The 18281-nt window shown below is 74.1% G+C and carries 16 protein-coding genes and 3 pseudogenes; 10 read left to right on the top strand and 9 right to left on the bottom strand.

Annotated elements, in window-relative coordinates; translation table 11 throughout:
* Positions 1-246: 246 nt before the first annotated feature.
* Both ACIPXB_RS01245 and ACIPXB_RS01240 read right to left on the bottom strand, forming a co-directional pair.
* On the bottom strand, positions 247-1431 hold the full coding sequence (locus tag ACIPXB_RS01245; RefSeq protein WP_401442946.1) for a thiolase family protein: 1185 nt from the start codon (positions 1429-1431) through the stop codon (positions 247-249).
* A 202-nt stretch (positions 1432-1633) separates the two neighbouring features.
* Entirely contained in the window at positions 1634-2683 is a 1050-nt protein-coding gene (locus ACIPXB_RS01240; RefSeq protein ID WP_401442945.1) for a LacI family DNA-binding transcriptional regulator, read from the bottom strand.
* Positions 2684-2970: 287 nt separating this feature from the next.
* Between ACIPXB_RS01240 and ACIPXB_RS01235 the strand changes: the two genes are divergently transcribed.
* Positions 2971-4503, top strand: a complete 1533-nt coding sequence (locus tag ACIPXB_RS01235; protein WP_401442942.1) for an MFS transporter — start codon at positions 2971-2973, stop codon at positions 4501-4503.
* Positions 4504-4515: 12 nt separating this feature from the next.
* Positions 4516-5952 (top strand): amidase, encoded by a 1437-nt coding sequence (locus ACIPXB_RS01230; protein WP_401442940.1) that lies wholly within the window; start codon positions 4516-4518, stop codon positions 5950-5952.
* A gap of 3 nt (positions 5953-5955) precedes the next feature.
* Here ACIPXB_RS01230 and ACIPXB_RS01225 read toward each other — a convergent pair whose 3' ends face one another.
* Positions 5956-6996 (bottom strand): hypothetical protein, encoded by a 1041-nt coding sequence (locus ACIPXB_RS01225; RefSeq protein WP_401442938.1) that lies wholly within the window; start codon positions 6994-6996, stop codon positions 5956-5958.
* Between the two features lie 84 nt (positions 6997-7080).
* Between ACIPXB_RS01225 and ACIPXB_RS01220 the strand changes: the two genes are divergently transcribed.
* The gene (locus ACIPXB_RS01220) at positions 7081-7530 is read left to right on the top strand and encodes a type II toxin-antitoxin system PemK/MazF family toxin (RefSeq protein ID WP_401444369.1); all 450 of its coding nucleotides are present in this window, start codon (positions 7081-7083) and stop codon (positions 7528-7530) included.
* A gap of 100 nt (positions 7531-7630) precedes the next feature.
* On the opposite strand, the gene ACIPXB_RS01215 is transcribed toward ACIPXB_RS01220, so the two are convergent.
* Positions 7631-8446, bottom strand: coding sequence for a TIGR02452 family protein (locus ACIPXB_RS01215; RefSeq protein ID WP_401442935.1), 816 nt, complete (start codon positions 8444-8446; stop codon positions 7631-7633).
* 190 nt (positions 8447-8636) lie between these two features.
* On the opposite strand from ACIPXB_RS01215, the gene egtA reads away from it, so the two are divergent.
* From egtA to egtD, 4 genes are read left to right on the top strand one after another with little or no spacing between them, the layout of a single operon-like run.
* Positions 8637-9920 (top strand): ergothioneine biosynthesis glutamate--cysteine ligase EgtA, encoded by a 1284-nt coding sequence (egtA, locus tag ACIPXB_RS01210; RefSeq protein ID WP_401442932.1) that lies wholly within the window; start codon positions 8637-8639, stop codon positions 9918-9920.
* On the top strand, positions 9917-11236 hold the full coding sequence (egtB, locus tag ACIPXB_RS01205; protein WP_401442930.1) for an ergothioneine biosynthesis protein EgtB: 1320 nt from the start codon (positions 9917-9919) through the stop codon (positions 11234-11236). The genes egtA and egtB overlap by 4 nt, the downstream gene beginning before the upstream one ends.
* On the top strand, positions 11236-11997 hold the full coding sequence (egtC, locus tag ACIPXB_RS01200; RefSeq protein WP_401442927.1) for an ergothioneine biosynthesis protein EgtC: 762 nt from the start codon (positions 11236-11238) through the stop codon (positions 11995-11997). Before egtB ends, egtC begins: the two co-directional genes overlap by 1 nt.
* Positions 11994-12986, top strand: coding sequence for an L-histidine N(alpha)-methyltransferase (egtD, locus tag ACIPXB_RS01195; protein WP_401442925.1), 993 nt, complete (start codon positions 11994-11996; stop codon positions 12984-12986). The genes egtC and egtD overlap by 4 nt, the downstream gene beginning before the upstream one ends.
* Before the next feature lie 281 nt (positions 12987-13267).
* On the opposite strand, the pseudogene ACIPXB_RS01190 reads toward egtD, so the two are convergent.
* The 3 genes and pseudogenes from ACIPXB_RS01190 to ACIPXB_RS01180 form a co-directional block, all read right to left on the bottom strand.
* A pseudogene (locus ACIPXB_RS01190) lies at positions 13268-13795 on the bottom strand (lysophospholipid acyltransferase family protein); the annotation flags it as partial.
* Positions 13792-14565, bottom strand: coding sequence for a GNAT family N-acetyltransferase (locus ACIPXB_RS01185; RefSeq protein ID WP_401442923.1), 774 nt, complete (start codon positions 14563-14565; stop codon positions 13792-13794). The pseudogene ACIPXB_RS01190 and the gene ACIPXB_RS01185, both read right to left, overlap by 4 nt.
* Positions 14566-14735: 170 nt before the next feature.
* Positions 14736-15998 carry an extracellular solute-binding protein gene (locus tag ACIPXB_RS01180; RefSeq protein ID WP_401442920.1) on the bottom strand — a complete coding sequence of 421 codons (1263 nt, stop codon included), beginning with the start codon at positions 15996-15998 and terminating at the stop codon, positions 14736-14738.
* 200 nt (positions 15999-16198) lie between these two features.
* Between ACIPXB_RS01180 and ACIPXB_RS01175 the strand changes: the two genes are divergently transcribed.
* Positions 16199-16414: a dodecin gene (locus tag ACIPXB_RS01175; protein ID WP_401442917.1), complete on the top strand. Its 216-nt coding sequence runs from the start codon at positions 16199-16201 to the stop codon at positions 16412-16414.
* Between the two features lie 18 nt (positions 16415-16432).
* On the opposite strand, the gene ACIPXB_RS01170 is transcribed toward ACIPXB_RS01175, so the two are convergent.
* Positions 16433-16927, bottom strand: coding sequence for a hypothetical protein (locus ACIPXB_RS01170; protein WP_401442914.1), 495 nt, complete (start codon positions 16925-16927; stop codon positions 16433-16435).
* A gap of 53 nt (positions 16928-16980) precedes the next feature.
* On the opposite strand from ACIPXB_RS01170, the pseudogene ACIPXB_RS01165 reads away from it, so the two are divergent.
* Positions 16981-17115, top strand: a pseudogene (locus ACIPXB_RS01165) (LLM class flavin-dependent oxidoreductase); the annotation flags it as partial.
* Positions 17116-17579: 464 nt separating this feature from the next.
* On the opposite strand, the pseudogene ACIPXB_RS01160 reads toward ACIPXB_RS01165, so the two are convergent.
* Positions 17580-17741 (bottom strand): annotated as a pseudogene (locus ACIPXB_RS01160) (HNH endonuclease); the annotation flags it as partial.
* A 386-nt stretch (positions 17742-18127) separates the two neighbouring features.
* Here ACIPXB_RS01160 and ACIPXB_RS01155 point away from each other — a divergent pair.
* Positions 18128-18274, top strand: a complete 147-nt coding sequence (locus tag ACIPXB_RS01155; protein WP_401442911.1) for a hypothetical protein — start codon at positions 18128-18130, stop codon at positions 18272-18274.
* The last annotated feature ends 7 nt before the right edge of the window (positions 18275-18281 follow it).

Genomic DNA, 18281 nt, shown 5'->3' with positions numbered 1-18281 from the left:
CATCCGGCCACAGCCCGGCCACGGCTACGGCCGCCAAGGGGCGGTCGCCGAACCGGCCGCCCGGGGTCATCGGCCCTCATGGTCACCGGCAGCGGGCGTCGGCGTCGTTCGCGGCCACCGGCCACGGTTGTCATCGGCCGCGCTGCGCACCACGGCGGGTACCGTTCGGGGCCACCGGCCACCCGGGCGGTACCGCTCGCGGCCACCGGCCACCCCCGACCCCGCACCGGGCGCGCCTGCGCCTCGTCAGCGTTCCAGGACGAGTGCGATGCCCTGGCCGACGCCGATGCACAGTGCCGCCATGCCCGTGCCCGAGCCCGCCGCCGCGAGCTGGTGCGCGACCGCGCCCGCCAGGCGGGCGCCGGACGCGCCCAGCGGGTGCCCGATCGCGATCGCCCCGCCGCGCGGGTTGACCACGGCCGGGTCCAGCTCGGGCCACGCCGACAGGCAGCCCAGCGCCTGCGCGGCGAAGGCCTCGTTGAGTTCGAGGACGTCGAGGTCGCCGAGGCCCCGCCCGGCCTTGGCCAGGGCGCGCTGGACCGCCTCGACGGGACCGAGCCCGAACAGCTGCGGCTCGATGCCGGTCACGGCCGACGCCCGGATCCGGGCCAGCGGCTCGCGCCCGGTCGCCCGCAGTCCCTCCTCGTCGACCAGCAGCAGCGCGGCGGCGCCGTCGTTGAGCGGCGAGGCGTTGCCCGCGGTGACCGTACCGTCCGGACGGAACGCGGGCTTCAGCCGGGCCAGGGCCTCCAGCGACGAGTCCGCACGGATGCACTCGTCGCGCGACAGGTCCACGCCCGGGTAGGGGACGACCTCGCCGTCGTACTGCCCGGCGGCCCAGGCGGCCGCCGCCTTGCGGTGGCTGGCCAGGGCGAACGCGTCCTGCGCGGCCCGGTCGATGCCGTACTTGTCGGCGATCAGTTCCGCGCCCTCCCCCAGCGAGACGGTCCACTCCGCGGACATCCGGGGGTTCGTCATGCGCCAGCCCAGGGTGGTGGACCACATCTGCTGGTGCGCGGCGGGGAAGGTGCGCTCGGGCTTCTGCACCACCCAGGGGGCGCGGGTCATCGACTCGACGCCGCCGGCGATGGCGACCGAGGCGTCCCCGACGGCGATGGCCCGGGCGGCCTGGATCACGGCCTCGAGGCCGGAGCCGCACAGCCGGTTGACGGTGACGCCGGGCACGCCGACGGGCAGACCGGCGAGCAGGACGGCCATCCGGGCGACGTCCCGGTTGTCCTCACCGGCCCCGTTGGCGTCGCCGAAGACGACGTCGTCGATCCGCTCCGGGTCGAGCCCGGGCGTACGGTCGACCAGCGCGCGGACGACATGGGCGGCCAGGTCGTCCGGGCGGACCCCGGCGAGGGCCCCGCCGAACTTCCCGACGGGGGTGCGGACGGCGTCGACGATGAACACGTCGCGGATGCTCATGGGTTCTCCTGGGCGGATCCGTGCGGGCGCGCCGGTGGGCGCGCCCGCAGTCTCCGTCCCCCGATCACGGCCTGTCAACGCCTGTCGACGCCCCCCCGGCGCCCCCCGGCGCCCTCCGGCCCGTCAGCGGCGCGCAAACCCGGTCCCGTCCGGTCCGCGCCCCGCCGGGCCCCTTCCGGCCCACGCGGGGCGGCGGCGGCCGTCAGGTCGACTCGCGGGGGATCGCCACCGCCGCCATCAGCCCGGCCCGCTCGGTCGTCTCCGCGGGCTCGCGCACCACACGGTCGACGAGCGTCGCCAGGTGTTCGCCGGTGGGCATCTCGATCTGTACGGTGCTCAGCCGCGGCCGCAGCAGCCGGCCCAGCAGCAGGTCGTCGGCGCCCATGACGGCGACGTCGTCGGGCACCCGCAGGCCCTCGTCCTGGAGGGCGCGCATCAGGAGCATCGCGTACTCGTCGTTGTACGCGAACACGGCGTCGAGCCCGAGCGCGGGCCAGCGCCGGGCCAGCTCGGCGGCCGACCGCTCGGTGTAGGCCAGCGACAGGGGCACCGCCTCCACCCCCGGCACCGAGAGCGCGCCCCGCAGTCGCGGGGCGGAGAAGAGTTCGAGCCCGGCCTCCTCGGGGACCACCACACCGATCCGGCGGTGGCCGCGTTCGAGGAGGTGGGCGGCGGCGCACGCGCCGACCTCGCTCTGGTCCATGACCAGGGCGTGGGCGCCGGGCACGGTGGCCGGGCCGAGGGTGATCACGGCCTTGGCCCCGGCGCGCTTGAGGGTGGCGACGTTGCGCGCGGTGAGGGTGATCTCGCCGAGGGAGATCACCGCGACCGGGCGCAGTTCGGCCCAGGCCCGGGCCGCCTGGTCACCGCCCAGGCCGAGGCTGCCGTACTGGACGACGGTGTAGTCCAGGCGGCGCAGGGCCCACTGGAACTCGTTGAGGAAGGCGCTGTACAGCGGGCCCGCGGGGACGTGGGACGTGGGCAGCAGCACGATCCGGGTGTGGCCGGCGCGCAGGCTGCGGGCGGCCGCGTGGGGCACGTAACCGAGTTCCTCGGCGGCCTCGCGGACCTTGCGGCGGGTGGGCTCGCTGATCCGTACGGCTTCCGCGTTGTTCAGGACGTAGCTGACCGTGGCGCGCGAGACCCCGGCGAGGCGGGCGACGTCGGCGCTGGTCGGGGCGGTTGACGGCGGGGCCGAGGAGGTCGACGCGTGCTGGGCCCGCGGCTTCGGCGACTTCGGTGACTGTGACATTGCGCAGGCATCTTTCCAGACCGGTTGTCTTCGATTGTCTCCGAGGGCTGGCGGTTGGCCGGAAACGAATGCTACACAGTGGTTACGCGAGTAACTGACACGTGTAACTCGGGTGTCACATCCCGCTCGTCCAGGTGTGCCCCCACGCGTCACCTCGCACCCCGCCGTGCCGCCGCCCTGCCGCGCTCCGTCGCACCCCCGCCGTCGCGACAGGGCGGCGCGCACCCCCTCTCACCCACCCCGAACCCACCCCGAACCCACCCCGAACCCCTGCCCAGGAGGGCACCGTGGCCCTTTCCTCCCCCGGCACCGGCAACGACACCGCCGAGTCCTCCCCCGCCGCGTCCTCGGCGGCCGCCCCCGCCCGCGGTCTGCTGCCCCTGCTGCTGGTCGGCAACACCGCCATGTACGCGCTCTACACCGGTGTCGCCGGCGTGCTGCTCGCGCTCCACGTCGAGGACGTCGACCCCGCGAACAAGGTGGCCGACTTCGGCCTGATCGCGGGGGTCTCGGCCATCTTCGCGACGGTGTTCAACCCGGTCGCGGGCGCCCTCTCCGACCGCAGCGGACGGCGCAACCCGTGGATCCTCGGCGGCGGACTGGCCGCCGTACCCGCGATGTTCCTGCTCGGCTTCGCCGACACCATCCTGCTGATCACCATCGCCTGGTGCCTGGGGCAGGCCGTGATGAACGTCTACCAGGCCGCCATCACCTCCGTGGTGCCCGACCGGGTCCCGGTGGGCGCACGCGGCAAGGCCTCCGCGGCGGTCGGTCTCGGCCTGCCCTTCGGCTCGACGATCGGCGCGCTGGCGGGCGCCGCGTTCTCCGAGGACTACCGCACCGGATACCTCGTCTTCGGCGCGATCGTGGCGGCCGCCGCCCTGCTGTTCACGGTCTGCTCCCGCGAGGAGCGGCTGCCGGCGCGCGCGCCGGTGCCCGCGCGCGCCCAGCTCGCCGCGTTCGCCGGGGCGCTGGCCCACCACGACTTCCGGTGGGCCTTCATCGGGCGCGCGCTGCTGGTGCTCGGGTACTTCGCGGTGAGCGGGTACCAGCTGTACGTCCTCCAGGACCGCACCGTGCTGCCCCAGGGCATGGAGCCCGAGGCCGCCGTGGCCGTACTGATGCCGCTGACCAGCGTGGCGATGGTCGTCTCGACCGTGGTGGGCGGCTACCTCTCCGACCGGTTCGACCGGCGCAAGCTGTTCGTCGGGGCGTCCGCGCTGCTGTCGGCGCTGGCGCTGCTGATCCCGGCACTGTCGGCGAGCTGGCCCGCGATGCTGGCGTTCGCCGTGGTCAACGGGCTGGGCTTCGGCTGCTACATGGCCGTGGACACCGCCCTGGTGACGATGGTGCTCCCGAAGGCGGAGGACGCGGCGCGCGGTGTTCTCCGATCCCGCCTGGCACCTGGCGAGCCCCGGGGAGAGGTTCGGGCCGGAGCTGTTCGCGCAGTTCAAGGCGGCGTCCGGGGAACGGATCCGGGAGCTGAACCCGCGCTGGGAGGAAGCGGACATCGACATCGAGCTGGCCACGCTGGCCCTGTGGGACGAGACGGCCGCGGGGAGCCTGGCGGCGCTCGCTGGACAGGACCTGCTCCCGGCGGCGCCCGTCGTGCCCTCGCTCGTCCAGGTCGCCGACCCCAGCTTCCTGATCCCGTCGCAGCGGGCGGAGCTCCTGGCGGAGCGCGGCTTCGAGGTCCGGTCGGTCGCCGGGGCCGGGCACACCATCCACCGGGACGACTTCGACGGTTTCATGGCCTCGCTGGAAGGCTGGATCTAGCCAGCTCCGGACCCGCCCGTTACTGTCGAGCTACTGATCGGTAACGGGGAGGTCCGGTGTCGGTTCCGGTAGCGGCGTCCAGGTCCGACGGGCTGGCGCAGACCGCACGAGCGCTCGCCGAAGGCACGGTCTCCTCACGGGAGTCGACCGAGCGGGCCCTGGAGCGGATCGCGGTCTCGCAGCCCGTGCTCAACGCCTTCCGGATCGTACGGGCGCAGGCCGCGCTCGCCGAGGCGGACGCGGCCGACCGGCGGCTGGCCGCCGGGGAGCGGCAGCCGCTGCTGGGGGTGCCGCTCGCCGTCAAGGACGACATGGACGTGGCCGGGCTGCCGACCGCGTTCGGCTGCCCGGGGGACTTCCCGCCGAAGATCGCCGACAGTGAGGCCGTACGCCGGCTGCGCGCGGCCGGGGCCGTGATCGTCGGCAAGACGCAGACGCCGGAGCTGGGTCAGTGGCCGTTCACCGAGGGCCCCGCCTTCGGCGAGACCCGCAACCCGTGGAACCCCGCGTACACGCCCGGGGGTTCCTCGGGCGGTTCGGCGGCCGCGGTGGCCGCCGGGCTGGTGCCGGCGGCCCTGGGTTCGGACGGCGCCGGTTCGGTCCGGATCCCCGCCGCGTGGACGCACCTGGTCGGCATCAAGCCGCAGCGCGGCCGCATCTCCACCTGGCCTGAGCCGGAGTCGTTCCGCGGCCTGACGGTCAACGGCGTGCTGGCCCGTACGGTCGCCGACGCGGCACTGCTGCTGGACGCGGCGAGCGGTGCGCACCCCGGCGACCTGCACCGTCCGGCTCCGATCGACGCGGTCGCGGCCGCCGGCCGGGCGCCGCGGCGGCTGCGGATCGCGCTCTCCTTCGGGATGGCGTTCACCGCGACGCCCAAGTCCCTGGATCCGGTGGTCCGTTCGGCCGTGGAGCGGCTGGCCGGACGGCTGGAGTCACTGGGGCACGAGGTGGTGCCCGAGGACCCGCGGTACGGACAGATCGGGCTGACCTTCGTGCCGCGTGCCACCCGCGGGGTGCGCGACTGGCGGGTGCGGGTGCCCGATCCGGCGCTGCTGGATCCGCGCACCCACGAGGCCATGCGCACCGGTCGGCTGCTGGGCGGGCTGCCGCTGCGCGTCGCCCGGCGGGCGGAGGCTCTGCTCCAGCACCGGATCGGGGAGATCTTCGGCCGCTTCGACGTGGTGCTCACGCCGACGACGGCCACCCCGCCGCTGCGCATCGGGGCCCTGGCCGGGCTCGGCGCCCTCGGCACCGACCGGGCGATGATCGCCGCCTGCCCGTACGCGTGGACGTGGAACATCCTGGGCTGGCCGGGCATCAGCGTCCCGGCCGGCTTCACCCCCGACGGCCTCCCCCTGGGCGCCCAGCTCCTGGGCCCGGCGGCTTCCGAACCCCGCCTGATCTCGCTGGCGGCCCAACTGGAGGCGGCGGAAGCCTGGTCCACCCACTGGCCCCCGGCCCTGCCCGCGCCTGCGCCCGCGCCCGCCTAGGGCTTACGTGGGGCCCGGGTCGGGGCGCCGGCGGTCGACGGTGTCGCCGGTGAGCGTGAGCCAGGCGCCCTCGGCCAGGGGAACGGGGTCGGGGCAGGACGTGCCCGGGTAGGCGAGTTCGGCGACGGGACGCAGGGTGCGGGCGTCCAGGAGGACATGGCGGGGCGCGTCGGGCCGGGCGTCGGGGGCTCCGGCGGCCGCGGCGAGGATCCGGTGGCGGTCGAGGAAGCCGGGCCGGCCGGCGAGGAGCAGGCCGTCGGGCAGGAGGTCGGCGGCCGACGCCTCGACCGGTGTCCAGTGGCCGGGGTGGTGGCGCGAGAGGTGGCGGCCGGGGCGGTGGCGCGCGAGCCGGCTCCCGTCGGCGGCGACCTTGAGGAAGTCGTCCCGGACGAGCCCGGGGCCGGCGAACGGCTCGTCCCAGCGGCCGATGCCGACGGTGTGCAGCGTGCCGTCGTACAACTCGACGAGCAGGGCGTGGGCGGCGTCCCGGGCGCGCCCCTGCCCCTGCCCCTGGATCACGTTCAGTTGCACCTCGCGGGCCCGCGGCGCGAGGGACTGCTGGAACGCGTACGTCGCGCCGGACCCGGGCAGCGCCACCGCGGCCACCGGCTTCCCCGTGACCAGGTCCAGTGCCACGCACACCTCGCCGGGGTAGTCCCGGCCGGGCACGGCGGCCGCCGGCACCACGGCGAACAGGTGTGCGCCGGCCGGGTCGGCCGTACAGGCGCCGACCCCGTCCCAGGCCGGATGCCCGTGCGCCCAGCGCTCCCGCCCGTCCGCCTCGTACACGGTGACGGTGCCCGGCCCTCCGACCGCGACCCCGCCGCCGGGCACCGGCGACGCGTACCGGGCGCCGCCCCCGAAGACCCCGTCCCGCCAGGCGACGACGCCCTCCCCGCGGCCCGCCGGCGCCACCCGCCCGACCCGGACCCCGTCCCCCGCGGGGGCCACCACCCAGTACGCGCCGCCCCGCACCAGCCACCGGCAGTCCGGGGGCACCTCCTCACCGGCCATCAGCTCCACGCACTGCCGCTCACGTTCCATGGGCCCCCCATTGCCGGCGAACGGCCGCGGGACGGAACGGACATGACCCCTGCCCGGGTCTGTGGGGGCGATGGCGTGAGCCGGGTGACGGCTCTCTTCGACCACACCGATCAGCCCGGCCGCGCCGGGGCCGCTGCCACCACCGAGGCCGATCCGCGTGCGATCGGGCCGGTGCGGACCTCCTACGCGCCCGACCACGACGGGGACCCCGACCCCGGGGAGATCGTCTGGACCTGGGTGCCGTTCGAGGAGAACGACGGGCGCGGCAAGGACCGGCCGGTGCTCGTCGTGGCCCGGGAGCCCGGCGACACGCTGCTCGCGGTGCAGCTGTCCAGCAAGCGGCACGACCACGACCGCGAGTGGGTGCCGATCGGCACCGGGCCGTGGGACCGCGACGGGCGGGAGTCCTGGGTGGACGTGGACCGGGTGCTGCGGGTCCACGACCGCAGCATGCGGCGCGAGGCGTGCGCCCTGGACCGGGGCCGCTTCCAGCGGGTGGTGCACCGGCTGCGCGAGCGGCACGGCTGGCAGTAGCCCGGCGGCGGGAGGTCGGCCCGCCGGGCGACCGCGCCGCCCGGACCGGGCCTCGTGGTCGGTGTCCTGGGCGTCCGCCGCTCCCCGTCATGGGCGCGTCCTACGGATTTTCGAACACGGAATCGAACGCCTGTCGGGTCCGGCCCTCGCGGTCCAGGATGGCGAAGACCACCCGGTCGAAGGCGCCCGCGAACCGGCCCCGCAGCAGGTCGCGGAAGGCCGTGGCCACCTGGGCCGGGTCGTTCTGGAAGACCCCGCACCCCCACGCCCCCAGCACCAGCTGCCGGTGGCCGTGCAGCACCGCCGTCTCCAGGACTCGTTCCGCACGCCGGGCCAGGGCCGCCGGGATGCCGGCCGCCCGTTCGGGCTCCTGGCGGCGGATGACCCCCGCGTTGGGGGCCGGCGACGTCAGGAAGGTGGCCAGGAAGGGCTCGGGGAGCAGTTCGCCCTGGTCGTCGCGGAAAACCGGTACCCCCGGGGAGTGAATCACCCGGTCGGTGTAGAACGTCGAGCGCAGCGCGCGGTGGGCCTCGTAGTACTCCGGGGCCTCGAGCAGCGTCTCGTAGAGCGCCGAGGCCCGGCACAGCGCCTCCTCCTGGGCCTTGGCCCCGCGCACGTATCCGCCCCCGGGATTGCGGGCCGACGCGAAGTTCAGCACCGCCACGGGGCCGTCCGCCGCGAGCCTGCGCGCCGCGACCGTACTGCTCTCCCCCGTCACCTCGACGGCGATCCGGCCGCCCCCGCCCACCGGCTGCTCGTCTGGAATGACCTGGTTTGGCCCGTATATCCTGGTTTCCGCCCTGGCATCCGCCACGGCGGCGGCGAGGGAGACCTCCCGCCCCGACCGCGTCCGGTACCCACCGGCCGCCACGATCTCCGCGTTCTCCCGCGCGATGGCGCGCAACCTGCTGCTCATACCGCGATCCTCACGAACCGCGCGGCGGGACCGCAACGCAAATACACGGCAACACCGACGGCACCGGCGGCACCGCCGGCACCGCCGGCACCGGCGACGTGGATGGCGCGGATCGCATGATTCGCGCGCCCAGAGGGACGGGTAGGCACGGGTGATGCAACGGCTTACGACAGGAGACGAGGATCCGGTCATGCCACAGCCTCCGCCTCTCATCCGTTCCCGCAACCGCGCGCTCACCGAGACCGACGCCGAGGACCTGGTGCACGGCATCTGTTTCAAAACGGGCCCGCCCCGCCTCCTCGGGGCCGAACTCGAATGGCTGGTGGTGGACGCCGAGCACCCCGCCCGCCCCCTCCCGCCCGATCTGCTCGTCGCCGCGCACGACGCGGCCCGCGCCCTGCCACTGCGCTCCACCGTCACCGTCGAACCCGGTGGCCAGCTCGAACTCAGCTCCGCCCCCGCCGCCTCGCTGACCCGTTGCGTGGACGACCTCCAGGCCGATCTGGCCGCCGTCCGGGGCGCCCTGCACGACCTCGGCCTCCTCCTGCACGGCTGCGGCAACGACCCGCGCCGGCCCGCGCGCCGGGTGCTCGACAGCCCGCGCTACCGGGCCATGGAGGCCTACCTCGACCGCACCGGCCCGGCCGGCCGCGCCATGATGCGCTCCTCGGCCTCCGTGCAGGTCTGCGTGGACGCCGGCCACGAGGAGCCGGGCCCGCTGGGGCACGGGCGCCGCTGGCACCTGGCCCATCTGATCGGCGCCGTGCTGGTCTCCGCCTTCGCCAACTCCCCCGCCCACGACGGCCCGTACGCGGGCTGGCGGTGCTCCCGCCAGGCCCAGTGGAGCGATCTCGACCCCCGCCGCGCGCTCGCCCCGCCGCTGGACGCCGCGCCCCGCGCGGGCTGGGTGCGGCACGCCCTCGACACCGAGGTGATGTGCGTACGGGCGGACGGCGACGACCCCTGGACCGTCCCCGACGGCCTCACCTTCCGCGACTGGCTGCGCACCGGCGGGCCCCGCCCGGCCACCGCCGACGACCTCGAGTACCACCTGACCACGCTGTTCCCGCCGGTCCGGCCGCGCGGCCACCTGGAGCTGCGCATGATCGACGCGCAGCCGGGCGACGACGGCTGGCTGGTCCCGGTGGCCGTCGCGCACGCGCTGTTCGACGACCATGAGGCCGCGGAGACCGCGTACCGGGTGGCCAAGGGCCTCGCCGACACGTACGGTTCCCAGCCCGCCCCCCGCAACCGGCTCTGGCGTTCGGCCGCCCGCCGGGGACCGGCCGACCCGGAGCTGCGCACGGCGGCCGCCACCTGTTTCCGGGCCGCCGGCGAGGCCCTGCCCCGCCTGGGCGCCTCCACCGAAGTCCTGGACGCGGTGGCCGCCTTCACCGAGCGCTACGTCCTGCGCGGCCGGTGCCCGGCCGATGACGTCCACGCCCCGACCGCCGGGAAGGAACCGCGCCCGTGACCACCGAAGCCGCCCGCCCGGCCCACCCCGATCTGCGCGAGCGGGTGTTCGGCGCCCTGACCGCCGCCCGCGCCCGGACCGCCCTGCTCACCGACGCCGTCGACGAGCGGGACCTGACCGCCCAGCACTCTCCCCTGATGTCCCCGCTGGTCTGGGACCTCGCGCACATCGGCAACCAGGAGGAGCTGTGGCTCCTGCGCCGGGTCGCCGGCCGCGAGGCGATGCGCCCGGACATCGACCCCCTCTACGACGCCTTCGAGCACCCGCGCGCCGAGCGGCCCAAGCTGCCGCTGCTCGGCCCGGCCGAGGCCCGGGCGTACGCGGCGGAGGTGCGCGGCCGGGTCACCGACCTGCTGGAGCGCACCCCGCTGGAGGGATCGCCGCTGCTCGACACCGCGTTCGCCTTCGGGATGATCGCGCAGCACGAACAGCAGCACGACGAAACCATGCTGATCACCCATCAGCTGCGGTCGGGGCCGGCCGTACTCACCGCGCCCGATCCGCTGGTCCCGGCCGGTCCGCCGCCGGCCGCCCGTGAAGTCCTCGTCCCGGCGGGACCGTTCACCATGGGCACCTCCACCGAGCCGTGGGCCCTGGACAACGAGCGGCCCGCGCACCCCCGGACGACGGCGGCCTTCTGGATCGACACCGTCCCGGTCACCTGCGGCGCGTACCGGGCCTTCATCGCCGACGGCGGCTACCGCGAACCGCGCTGGTGGGCCCCGGAGGGCTGGGAGCAGATCCGCAAGCACTCCATCGAGGCCCCCCTGTTCTGGCACCGGGAGGGCGAGATCTGGCTGCGGCGCCGGTTCGGCGTGACCGAGCCGGTGCCGGACGCGGAACCGGTTCTGCACGTCAGCTGGTACGAGGCCGACGCGTACGCCCGCTGGGCGGGACGGCGGCTGCCGACGGAGGCCGAGTGGGAGAAGGCCGCCCGGTACGACCCGGCGACCGGCCTCTCGCGCCGCTACCCGTGGGGGGATGCCGACCCGACGCCGGAGCGGGCCAACCTCGGCCAGCGGCACCTGCGCCCGGCGCCGGCCGGCAGCTACCCGGCCGGGGCCTCCCCGCTGGGGGTGCGCCAGCTGATCGGCGACGTGTGGGAGTGGACGGCGAGCGACTTCCTGCCGTATCCGGGCTTTCGCGCCTTCCCCTACCGCGAGTACTCGGAGGTGTTCTTCGGGCCGGCCCACAAGGTGCTGCGCGGTGGCTCCTTCGCCGTGGCGCCGGTGGCCTGCCGGGGCACGTTCCGCAACTGGGACCTGCCGGTGCGCCGGCAGATCTTCTCCGGGTTCCGGACCGCGAGGGACGCCTGATGTGCCGTCATCTGGCCTACATAGGCCCGCCGGTACGCCTGGGCCGGCTGCTCACCGATCCCGAGCACTGCCTGGTGCGGCAGTCCTACGCGCCGCGCAGGCAGCGGTACGGCACGGTCAACGCGGACGGCTTCGGCGTCGGCTGGTACGCCGAGGGCGACCCGGCGCCGGCCCGCTACCGCCGGGCGGGCCCGATCTGGGGCGACGCCTCGTTCGCCGACCTCGCGCGGGTGGTGCGCAGCGAGGCGGTGCTGGCCGCCGTACGCGACGCGACGCGCTCCGGCGCCGACGGGGAGGCGGCGGCCGCGCCGTTCGCCGCGGGCCCGTGGCTGTTCAGCCACAACGGCGCGGTGCGCGACTGGCCGGGGTCGGCCGCCGATCTGGCCCTCGGCCTGCCGCCCCGGGAACTGCTCGAACTCGCCGCCCGCACGGACGCGGCCCTGGTGTGGGCCCTGGTGCTGCACCGGCTGCGGGCCGGTGACGACCTCGGTACGGCGCTGGCCGAACCGGTGCAGGAGCTGTCGGCCGCGGCGCCCGACTCCCGGCTCAACCTGCTGCTCACCGACGGCGCGGCGATCGCCGCGACCGCGTGGGGCGATTCCCTGTGGTACCTGGCCGACCCGGGCGGCGGGGGCCGCACGGTCGTCGCGTCGGAGCCGTACGACGACGATCCGCGCTGGCGCGAGGTGCCGGACCGGACCCTGCTGACGGCGACCCGCACCCGTGTCGCCCTCACCCCGCTCAAGGAGAACCACCTGTGAGTGACTTCCAGTTGACCCGGACCCTCGACGACGACGCCGCCGAGAAGGCGCTGCGCGCGGATGTGCTGCACGGCCTGACGCAGACCCCCAAGTCGCTGCCGCCGAAGTGGTTCTACGACGCGCGGGGCAGCGACCTCTTCGAGGAGATCACCCGGCTGCCCGAGTACTACCCGACGCGCGCCGAGCGGGAGATCCTGCTGGAGCGCGCCCAGGAGATCGCGGCGGCCAGCCGGGCGCGGACCCTGGTCGAGCTGGGTTCGGGGTCCTCGGCCAAGACCCGGCACCTGATCGAGGCCATGCCGGCGCTCGACACGTACATCCCGGTGGACGTGAGCGAGAGCGCGCTGGCGGGTGCGGCGGGGGTCCTGCTGGCCTCGCACCCGGGGCTGAGGGTGCACGCGCTGCTGGCGGACTTCACGCAGCCGCTGCACCTGCCCGAGAGCCCCGAGCCGCGGCTGGTGGTGTTCCTGGGCGGCACGATCGGCAACCTGGTGCCGGCCGAGCGCGCGACGTTCCTGGCGGCCGTCCGGGCGATGCTCTCGCCCGGCGACGCCCTGCTGATGGGGACGGACCTGGTCAAGGAGGAGTCGGTCCTGGTGGCGGCGTACGACGACGCCCAGGGGGTGACGGCGGAGTTCAACAAGAACGTGCTCGCCGTCATCGACCGTGAGCTCGACGCCGACTTCCACACGGCGGACTTCGACCACGTGGCGGTGTGGAACCGGGAGCAGGAGTGGATGGAGATGCGGCTGCGGGCCCGGTCGGAACTGACGGTGAAGATCCGGGCCCTGGACCTGGTCGTGGCGTTCGCGGCGGGTGAGGAGATCCTGACGGAGATCTCCGCCAAGTTCCGTCAGGAGGGGGTGCGCAAGGAGCTGGCGGCGGCGGGGCTGGAGCTGACCCAGTGGTGGACCGACGCGGCGGGCCGCTTCGCGCTGTCGCTGTCGGTGGCGGACGGGGAGGTGCGCACCGGTTCCCTCGGCGGATAGGGGACGGCGGGCACGCCCGAGGAGGCGGTGACGGCTTCCTCGGCGGCCGCGGCGAGTTCCCGCCGGTCCGGGTGCCGGCCCGGCGGGATGCGCGGCAGCAGCCGTACCTCGGCCCGCAGGCCGCGGGCGCGGGCGATCCGCCACAGGGAGGCGGGCAGCGGGTCGTCCCCGACGAAGGCGGGCGTCCCGGCGAGCCGGCCGCCGTCGAGGACGTAGCCGAGCTGTACGGGCTGGACGGGGACCTGTGCGTCCAGGGCGGCCTGGAACGCGGCCCGCCGGAACCGTCCCTGGGCGCGGCCGCACCAGGTGCTGCCCTCGGGGAAGACGGTGACGCGGTCCCCGGCGAGCAGGGCGGCGGTGAGGGTCTCGACGGTGGCGGGCAGGGCCCGGATGCGGTCGCGGTCGATGAAGAGCGTGCCGGCCCCGGCGGCGAGGCGGCCCAGCACCGGCCAGCGGCCGATCTCGCCCTTGGCCAGCATCCGCGAGGGCATCGCGGCGGCGACCAGCGCGATGTCGAGCCAGGATATGTGGTTGGCCACGATCAGCCGCCCGCCGTCGGGGCCGGGGCTGCCGTGGAAGGTGACGCGGACGCCGAAGGACCGGACCAGTGCGGTGCACCAGGCGCGGATCACGGCGCGGCGGGGGCGCTCCGGCAGCAGCCGGACCGGCGGGGCGCCCAGGAGCCCGAGCAGCACGAGGGCGGCGACGGCGGCCAGCCGCAGGACGGCGTGCGGTACGGAGGCGGCCCGGCCCTCGTGGCCGGCGCACGCCTGCGGCGTACAGGGAGCGGTGGGCAGCCAGACGCTCATGCGGCCGGGGCGAGCGAGAGGAAGTGGCGCAGGTAGCGGGGGTTGGTGCGGCGCAGCGAGAGCAGGACGTACAGGTCGGCGCAGCCGAACTCGACGTCGAGGGCCGGCTCGCCGCAGACCCAGGCGCCCAGCCGCAGGTAGCCGCGCAGCAGCGGGGGCAGCTCGACCCGGTCGGGGAAGGAGATGCCCTGCGGCTGCCAGGGCTGGTGCGGGGTGACCCGGTACTCCTCGGGGGCGAGGTTGCGGGTGAGGACGGTCTCGCGGGTGGCGGCGGCCAGCACGCCGCCGTCGGCCAGCGGTATCGAGCAGCAGCCGGCCAGCCAGTTGTGGCCGGAGCGGTCCATGTAGCGGGCCAGGCCCGCCCAGATCAGGGCGATGACGGCGCCGTTGCGGTGGGCGGGGTGGACGCAGGAGCGGCCGACCTCGACCAGGTCGGGGCGGATCGGGGCCAGCGCCGAGAGGTCGAACTCGCCCTCCGAGTAGAGCCGGCCGGCGACGGCGGCGCGCTCGGGCGGCAGCAGCCGGTAGGTGCCCACGACCTGCTCGGTCTCCTCCTCGACGACGAGGAGGTGGTCGCAGTACGCGTCGAAGGCGTCGATGTCCAGACCTGGCTCGGGGCCCTCCAGGCGGGCGCCGAGCTCGCCGGCGAAGACCTGGTGGCGCAGCCGCTGGGCCGCGCGCACCTCGTCCTCGTTGCGGGCGAGCCGTACGGCGTACCGGGCGGGGACGTCGGTGAGCGGCTGGACGGGGGAGAGGGGGGCGATGGTCATGGCGGCTCCTGGTCCGGACGTGAAGGCCGGGTCCGGCGTGCGCCGTCCCGACCCTTACGTTTTTCCGTGACCGGCTGGATTCGACATGACCGACCGGCGGCAGTTGGATGTGCGGCTGCTGAATGACCGGAATCGGCGCCCGGGGACCTTGATCATTGACGCCCCGGCGTCTAGCGGTCCGAGCTGAGGACCTTGCTGATCGTCTCCGAGGCGGTCCTGGCGGACTGCCGGGGGTCCTGACCGGTCAGCACGGCCGTCATGAACGGCTTGATCGGGTTCTTGCCCTCGAGGTCGGCCCAGCGGGCGGACTTGGGGGTGGCCCGGCCCTGGGCCGCGCCGGGTGCCATCGCGGCGGCTCCCTCGTTGCCCTGGACGACGTGCGCGAGCGTGGTCTTGTTCGGCACGTAGCTCATCGTACGGGCCAGCTCGGTCTGCCACTTCTCGCTCACCAGGGCGGTGATCACGTCCACGGCGGCGGCGCGGTCGCGGGTCCTGGCCGGGATGATGAGGTCGGAGCCGCCGGTGAACACGGCGCCGGGCTTGTCGGAGGTCTTGCCGGGGATCGGGAAGTAGCCCAGCTTGCCCTTGAGCGCGGGGTTGCGCGCCTCGATCTGGGCGGCCTGCCCGGGCGGCGCGATGATCTGGGCGACCTTGCCGCGGGCGAAGACCTCCGCCTGCGGGGGCGTCTCCTCGTCGGCGCCCTTGGGGCCGTCGCCGAGGTTCTGGAGCTTCTTGTAGAACTCCATGCCGGCCAGGGCCTCGTCGCTGTCGAGAGTGCCCATCCACTGCCCGTTGGCCTCGATGGCGAGTTCGCCGCCCTCGTCCCAGACGAAGCCGGCGAGCACGTACCAGTTCTGGCCGGCGAGGTAGATGCCCTGCTGGTCGCCCTTGTCGAGCTTCTGGGTGGCGGCGAGCCACTCCTGGCGGTTGCGGGGCAGGTCCTTGACGCCGGCGGCGGCGAACAGGTCCTTGTGGTAGATGACGACGCGGTTGGCGGCGTACCACGGGACGCCGAACTGGGCGCCGTCCACGTTGCCGGGTTCGGACAGGCCCCTCAGCCAGTCCCTGCCGCCCCACTTGCGCCGGCCCTCCAGGGTGACTTCGGAGATGCCGCCGGTCTCGATGTACTGGGCGACCTGGGTGTTGCCGACCTCGATGACGTCGGCGCTTTCCTTGCTGCTGCCGGTGAGCACACCGTTGACCTTCTCCCCGATCCCGGTCCACTCCTGGATCTTCACCTCCAGGTCGACACCGGGGTGTTCGCGCTCGAAGGTGCGGGTGAACGCATCGATGAAGTCGTCCGATGCGCTGCCCTTCATGAGCCACAGGGTCACCTTCCGCGTACCGCCGTCCGAGCCGGCCGACAGGGTGCAGCCGGTCAGGGCGGTGGCGGCCGCAAGGGCGGTGCACAGGGCGAGGAAGCGCATCTTCACGTGGTCACCTTCTGGGGTAGCTCTCGGAGATGGCTTGAAATTGGCATAGACCAATGGGTGGGTCAAGGGTCTTTCGCGCGGGATTGTTCAGACATGAACGACTTATCGGTACGACTCCCACCGGCGTGTTCCACCGCGCGGACCGGGACGTACTGGGGCACCTTTGTACGAGGCACCAGCCCCCACCCTCGGGAGACCGCATGTCCAACCACACCTACCGGGTGACCGAAATCGTCGGCACCTCGCACCAGGGCCTCGACCAGGCCATCCGCAACGGCATCGCCCGGGCGGGCCAGACCCTGCACAATCTGGACTGGTTCGAGGTCACCCAGGTGCGCGGTCACATCGAGAACGGCGAGATCGCACACTTCCAGGTGGGCCTCAAGGTCGGCTTCCGCCTCGACGGCGACGCCTGAGAGGCGCCGGCCGACGGCTCAGGTGCGGCCCTCCTGCTCCTGGGCCGCCGTCAGCTCCGGCGCCTCGGCGGCCCAGTCGGCGAGCACCGCCGTGAACCCCTCGGCCCGCGCGGCCCGGACCACCAGCTCGTCGTCGTCCACCAGCATCCGCACCTCGCGGCCCCGGGCGAGCCGCCGCAGCACCTCCAGCTTGGTGGTCCTGGCCGGGCGCCGGTCCCGGTCACCGCGCATCCACACCCGCCCCTCGGGCAGACCGTGCCGGGTGAGCCACTCCAGGGTGTCCGCCCGGCACCGCTCCGGCCGCCCCGTCAGGTAGACGACCTCGCACTCCCCGGCGCTCTCCAGCGCGAGCGCGGTGCCGCGGGCGAGCGGCGGGTCCGCCGGGGCGGCCCCGAAGAAGCCGTTCCAGTCCCGGGGCCGGCGCTCCAGGAAGTGCTGGCGGTGCGCGGTGTCGGCCAGGGTGTTGTCGATGTCGAAGACCGCCAGCGGCGGCCGGTTCCTGCTCTCGCTCATGCGTGTCAGGGTAGGCGGGGGAATCCCGGCCTCCGTGCCGCGTTGACACCTGTGTGATCCAGCGACTCTCGATACTCGACCGGTCCCGTACCCGGCAGGGGTACGACGCCCCACAGGCCCTGCGGGACACGGTGGACCTGGCCCGCCGCGCCGAGGAGCTCGGCTACCACCGCTTCTGGGTGCATCGTACACCCTGCTAGCCACAAAACAGCAGGTCAGAGGCCTAGCCTGCTCGACACGGCACGCACCTGTCGGTGTTCGGCGTTGTCTTCCTCCTCACCAGACAGCAGGGCCTGTCCGGGGCGTTGCGGTGCGGTACGACGAAGCCGGTGTCGATGTAGGCGCGGTCGGCCAGCACGGTCACGCCACGCAGGCAGTGGCCAGCCCGAGTCACCCCACTCTTTCGCATAAGCGGTGGTACCGGGACCGGCCGCGCTGCGGCGATCACCAGTTTGGTGTCGGTATCGACAATGACCCTGCACGTTCGCCGAGACCGGTAGTCATAGGGACACGCCGGTCATGCGGTCACAGACCGGCATGAGAGGGCCGTCCACGATCCACAACCGCTCGACCGCGGCGGACGGATGGGCGGCCTGCTCAAAGACCTCAGGCTTCAAGGCTTCGATCCTCAGTGGTCAGGGCTGACACCTCCTTACCTGACTTGCTTGCACCTCCTCCACACCGCCAGGGACGCGTCGTTCTTACTGCGGTTGCACGCACCGTAGGCGGGGATGACGTTGGCTATCGCGTGCCGCCCGCCTTTGGTGAGCGGAACGACGTGGTCCTTCTCCAGCGGGTGTTCGGGACGGAGCTCGCAGTAAGCGCATCGGTAGTCATCGCGTCGCTTGGATTCGTGATCACCAGCTCTGCACGACGGCCGGCCGCCGCCCGCCTACGAGGGGGTTGTGAGTCCGCCACTCACGGACATATTCCCCCTGCAGCTCTCGGTTGCGCTCGTAATAGTCGATAGCGCCGGCCCTGCGCCGTTCCACCTCTCGGGCTACCGGCCGGTGTTGCGGATCTTCTCCGCGGCCTTCCCCGACGGTGTGGCCCGCAAGCGCTGATGTGCGCCGCTGCTCTTGCAAGAGCGCGAGCAGTACATGGCATTGCTTCGCTTGTGCGAGATGTCAATCCCGCTCGCAGGTCAGGTGTGATATCTACTTCGGCGAGCGAGTCTTCGGCCGTCGGGTTGGCTCGTTGGTGGGGGTGCTGGGTGGCATCGGTGGTGGGCTGCTGGAGGAGCGGGAACTGGCCGTGCGGGAGCGTGTTGAAACGCTCCGCGAGGAGGCGGAGCGGGTGCTGGCCGTGCTGGCGGATGCGGAGACCGACTGGGAGGGCTGGAAGTGATCGTCCG

This window comes from Streptomyces sp. NPDC090022 (genome assembly GCF_044748145.1).
In the GTDB taxonomy this organism is placed as follows: domain Bacteria; phylum Actinomycetota; class Actinomycetes; order Streptomycetales; family Streptomycetaceae; genus Streptomyces.
Note: the sequence above shows the minus strand (reverse complement) of the source record. Positions and strands in the feature narration are given on the sequence as shown.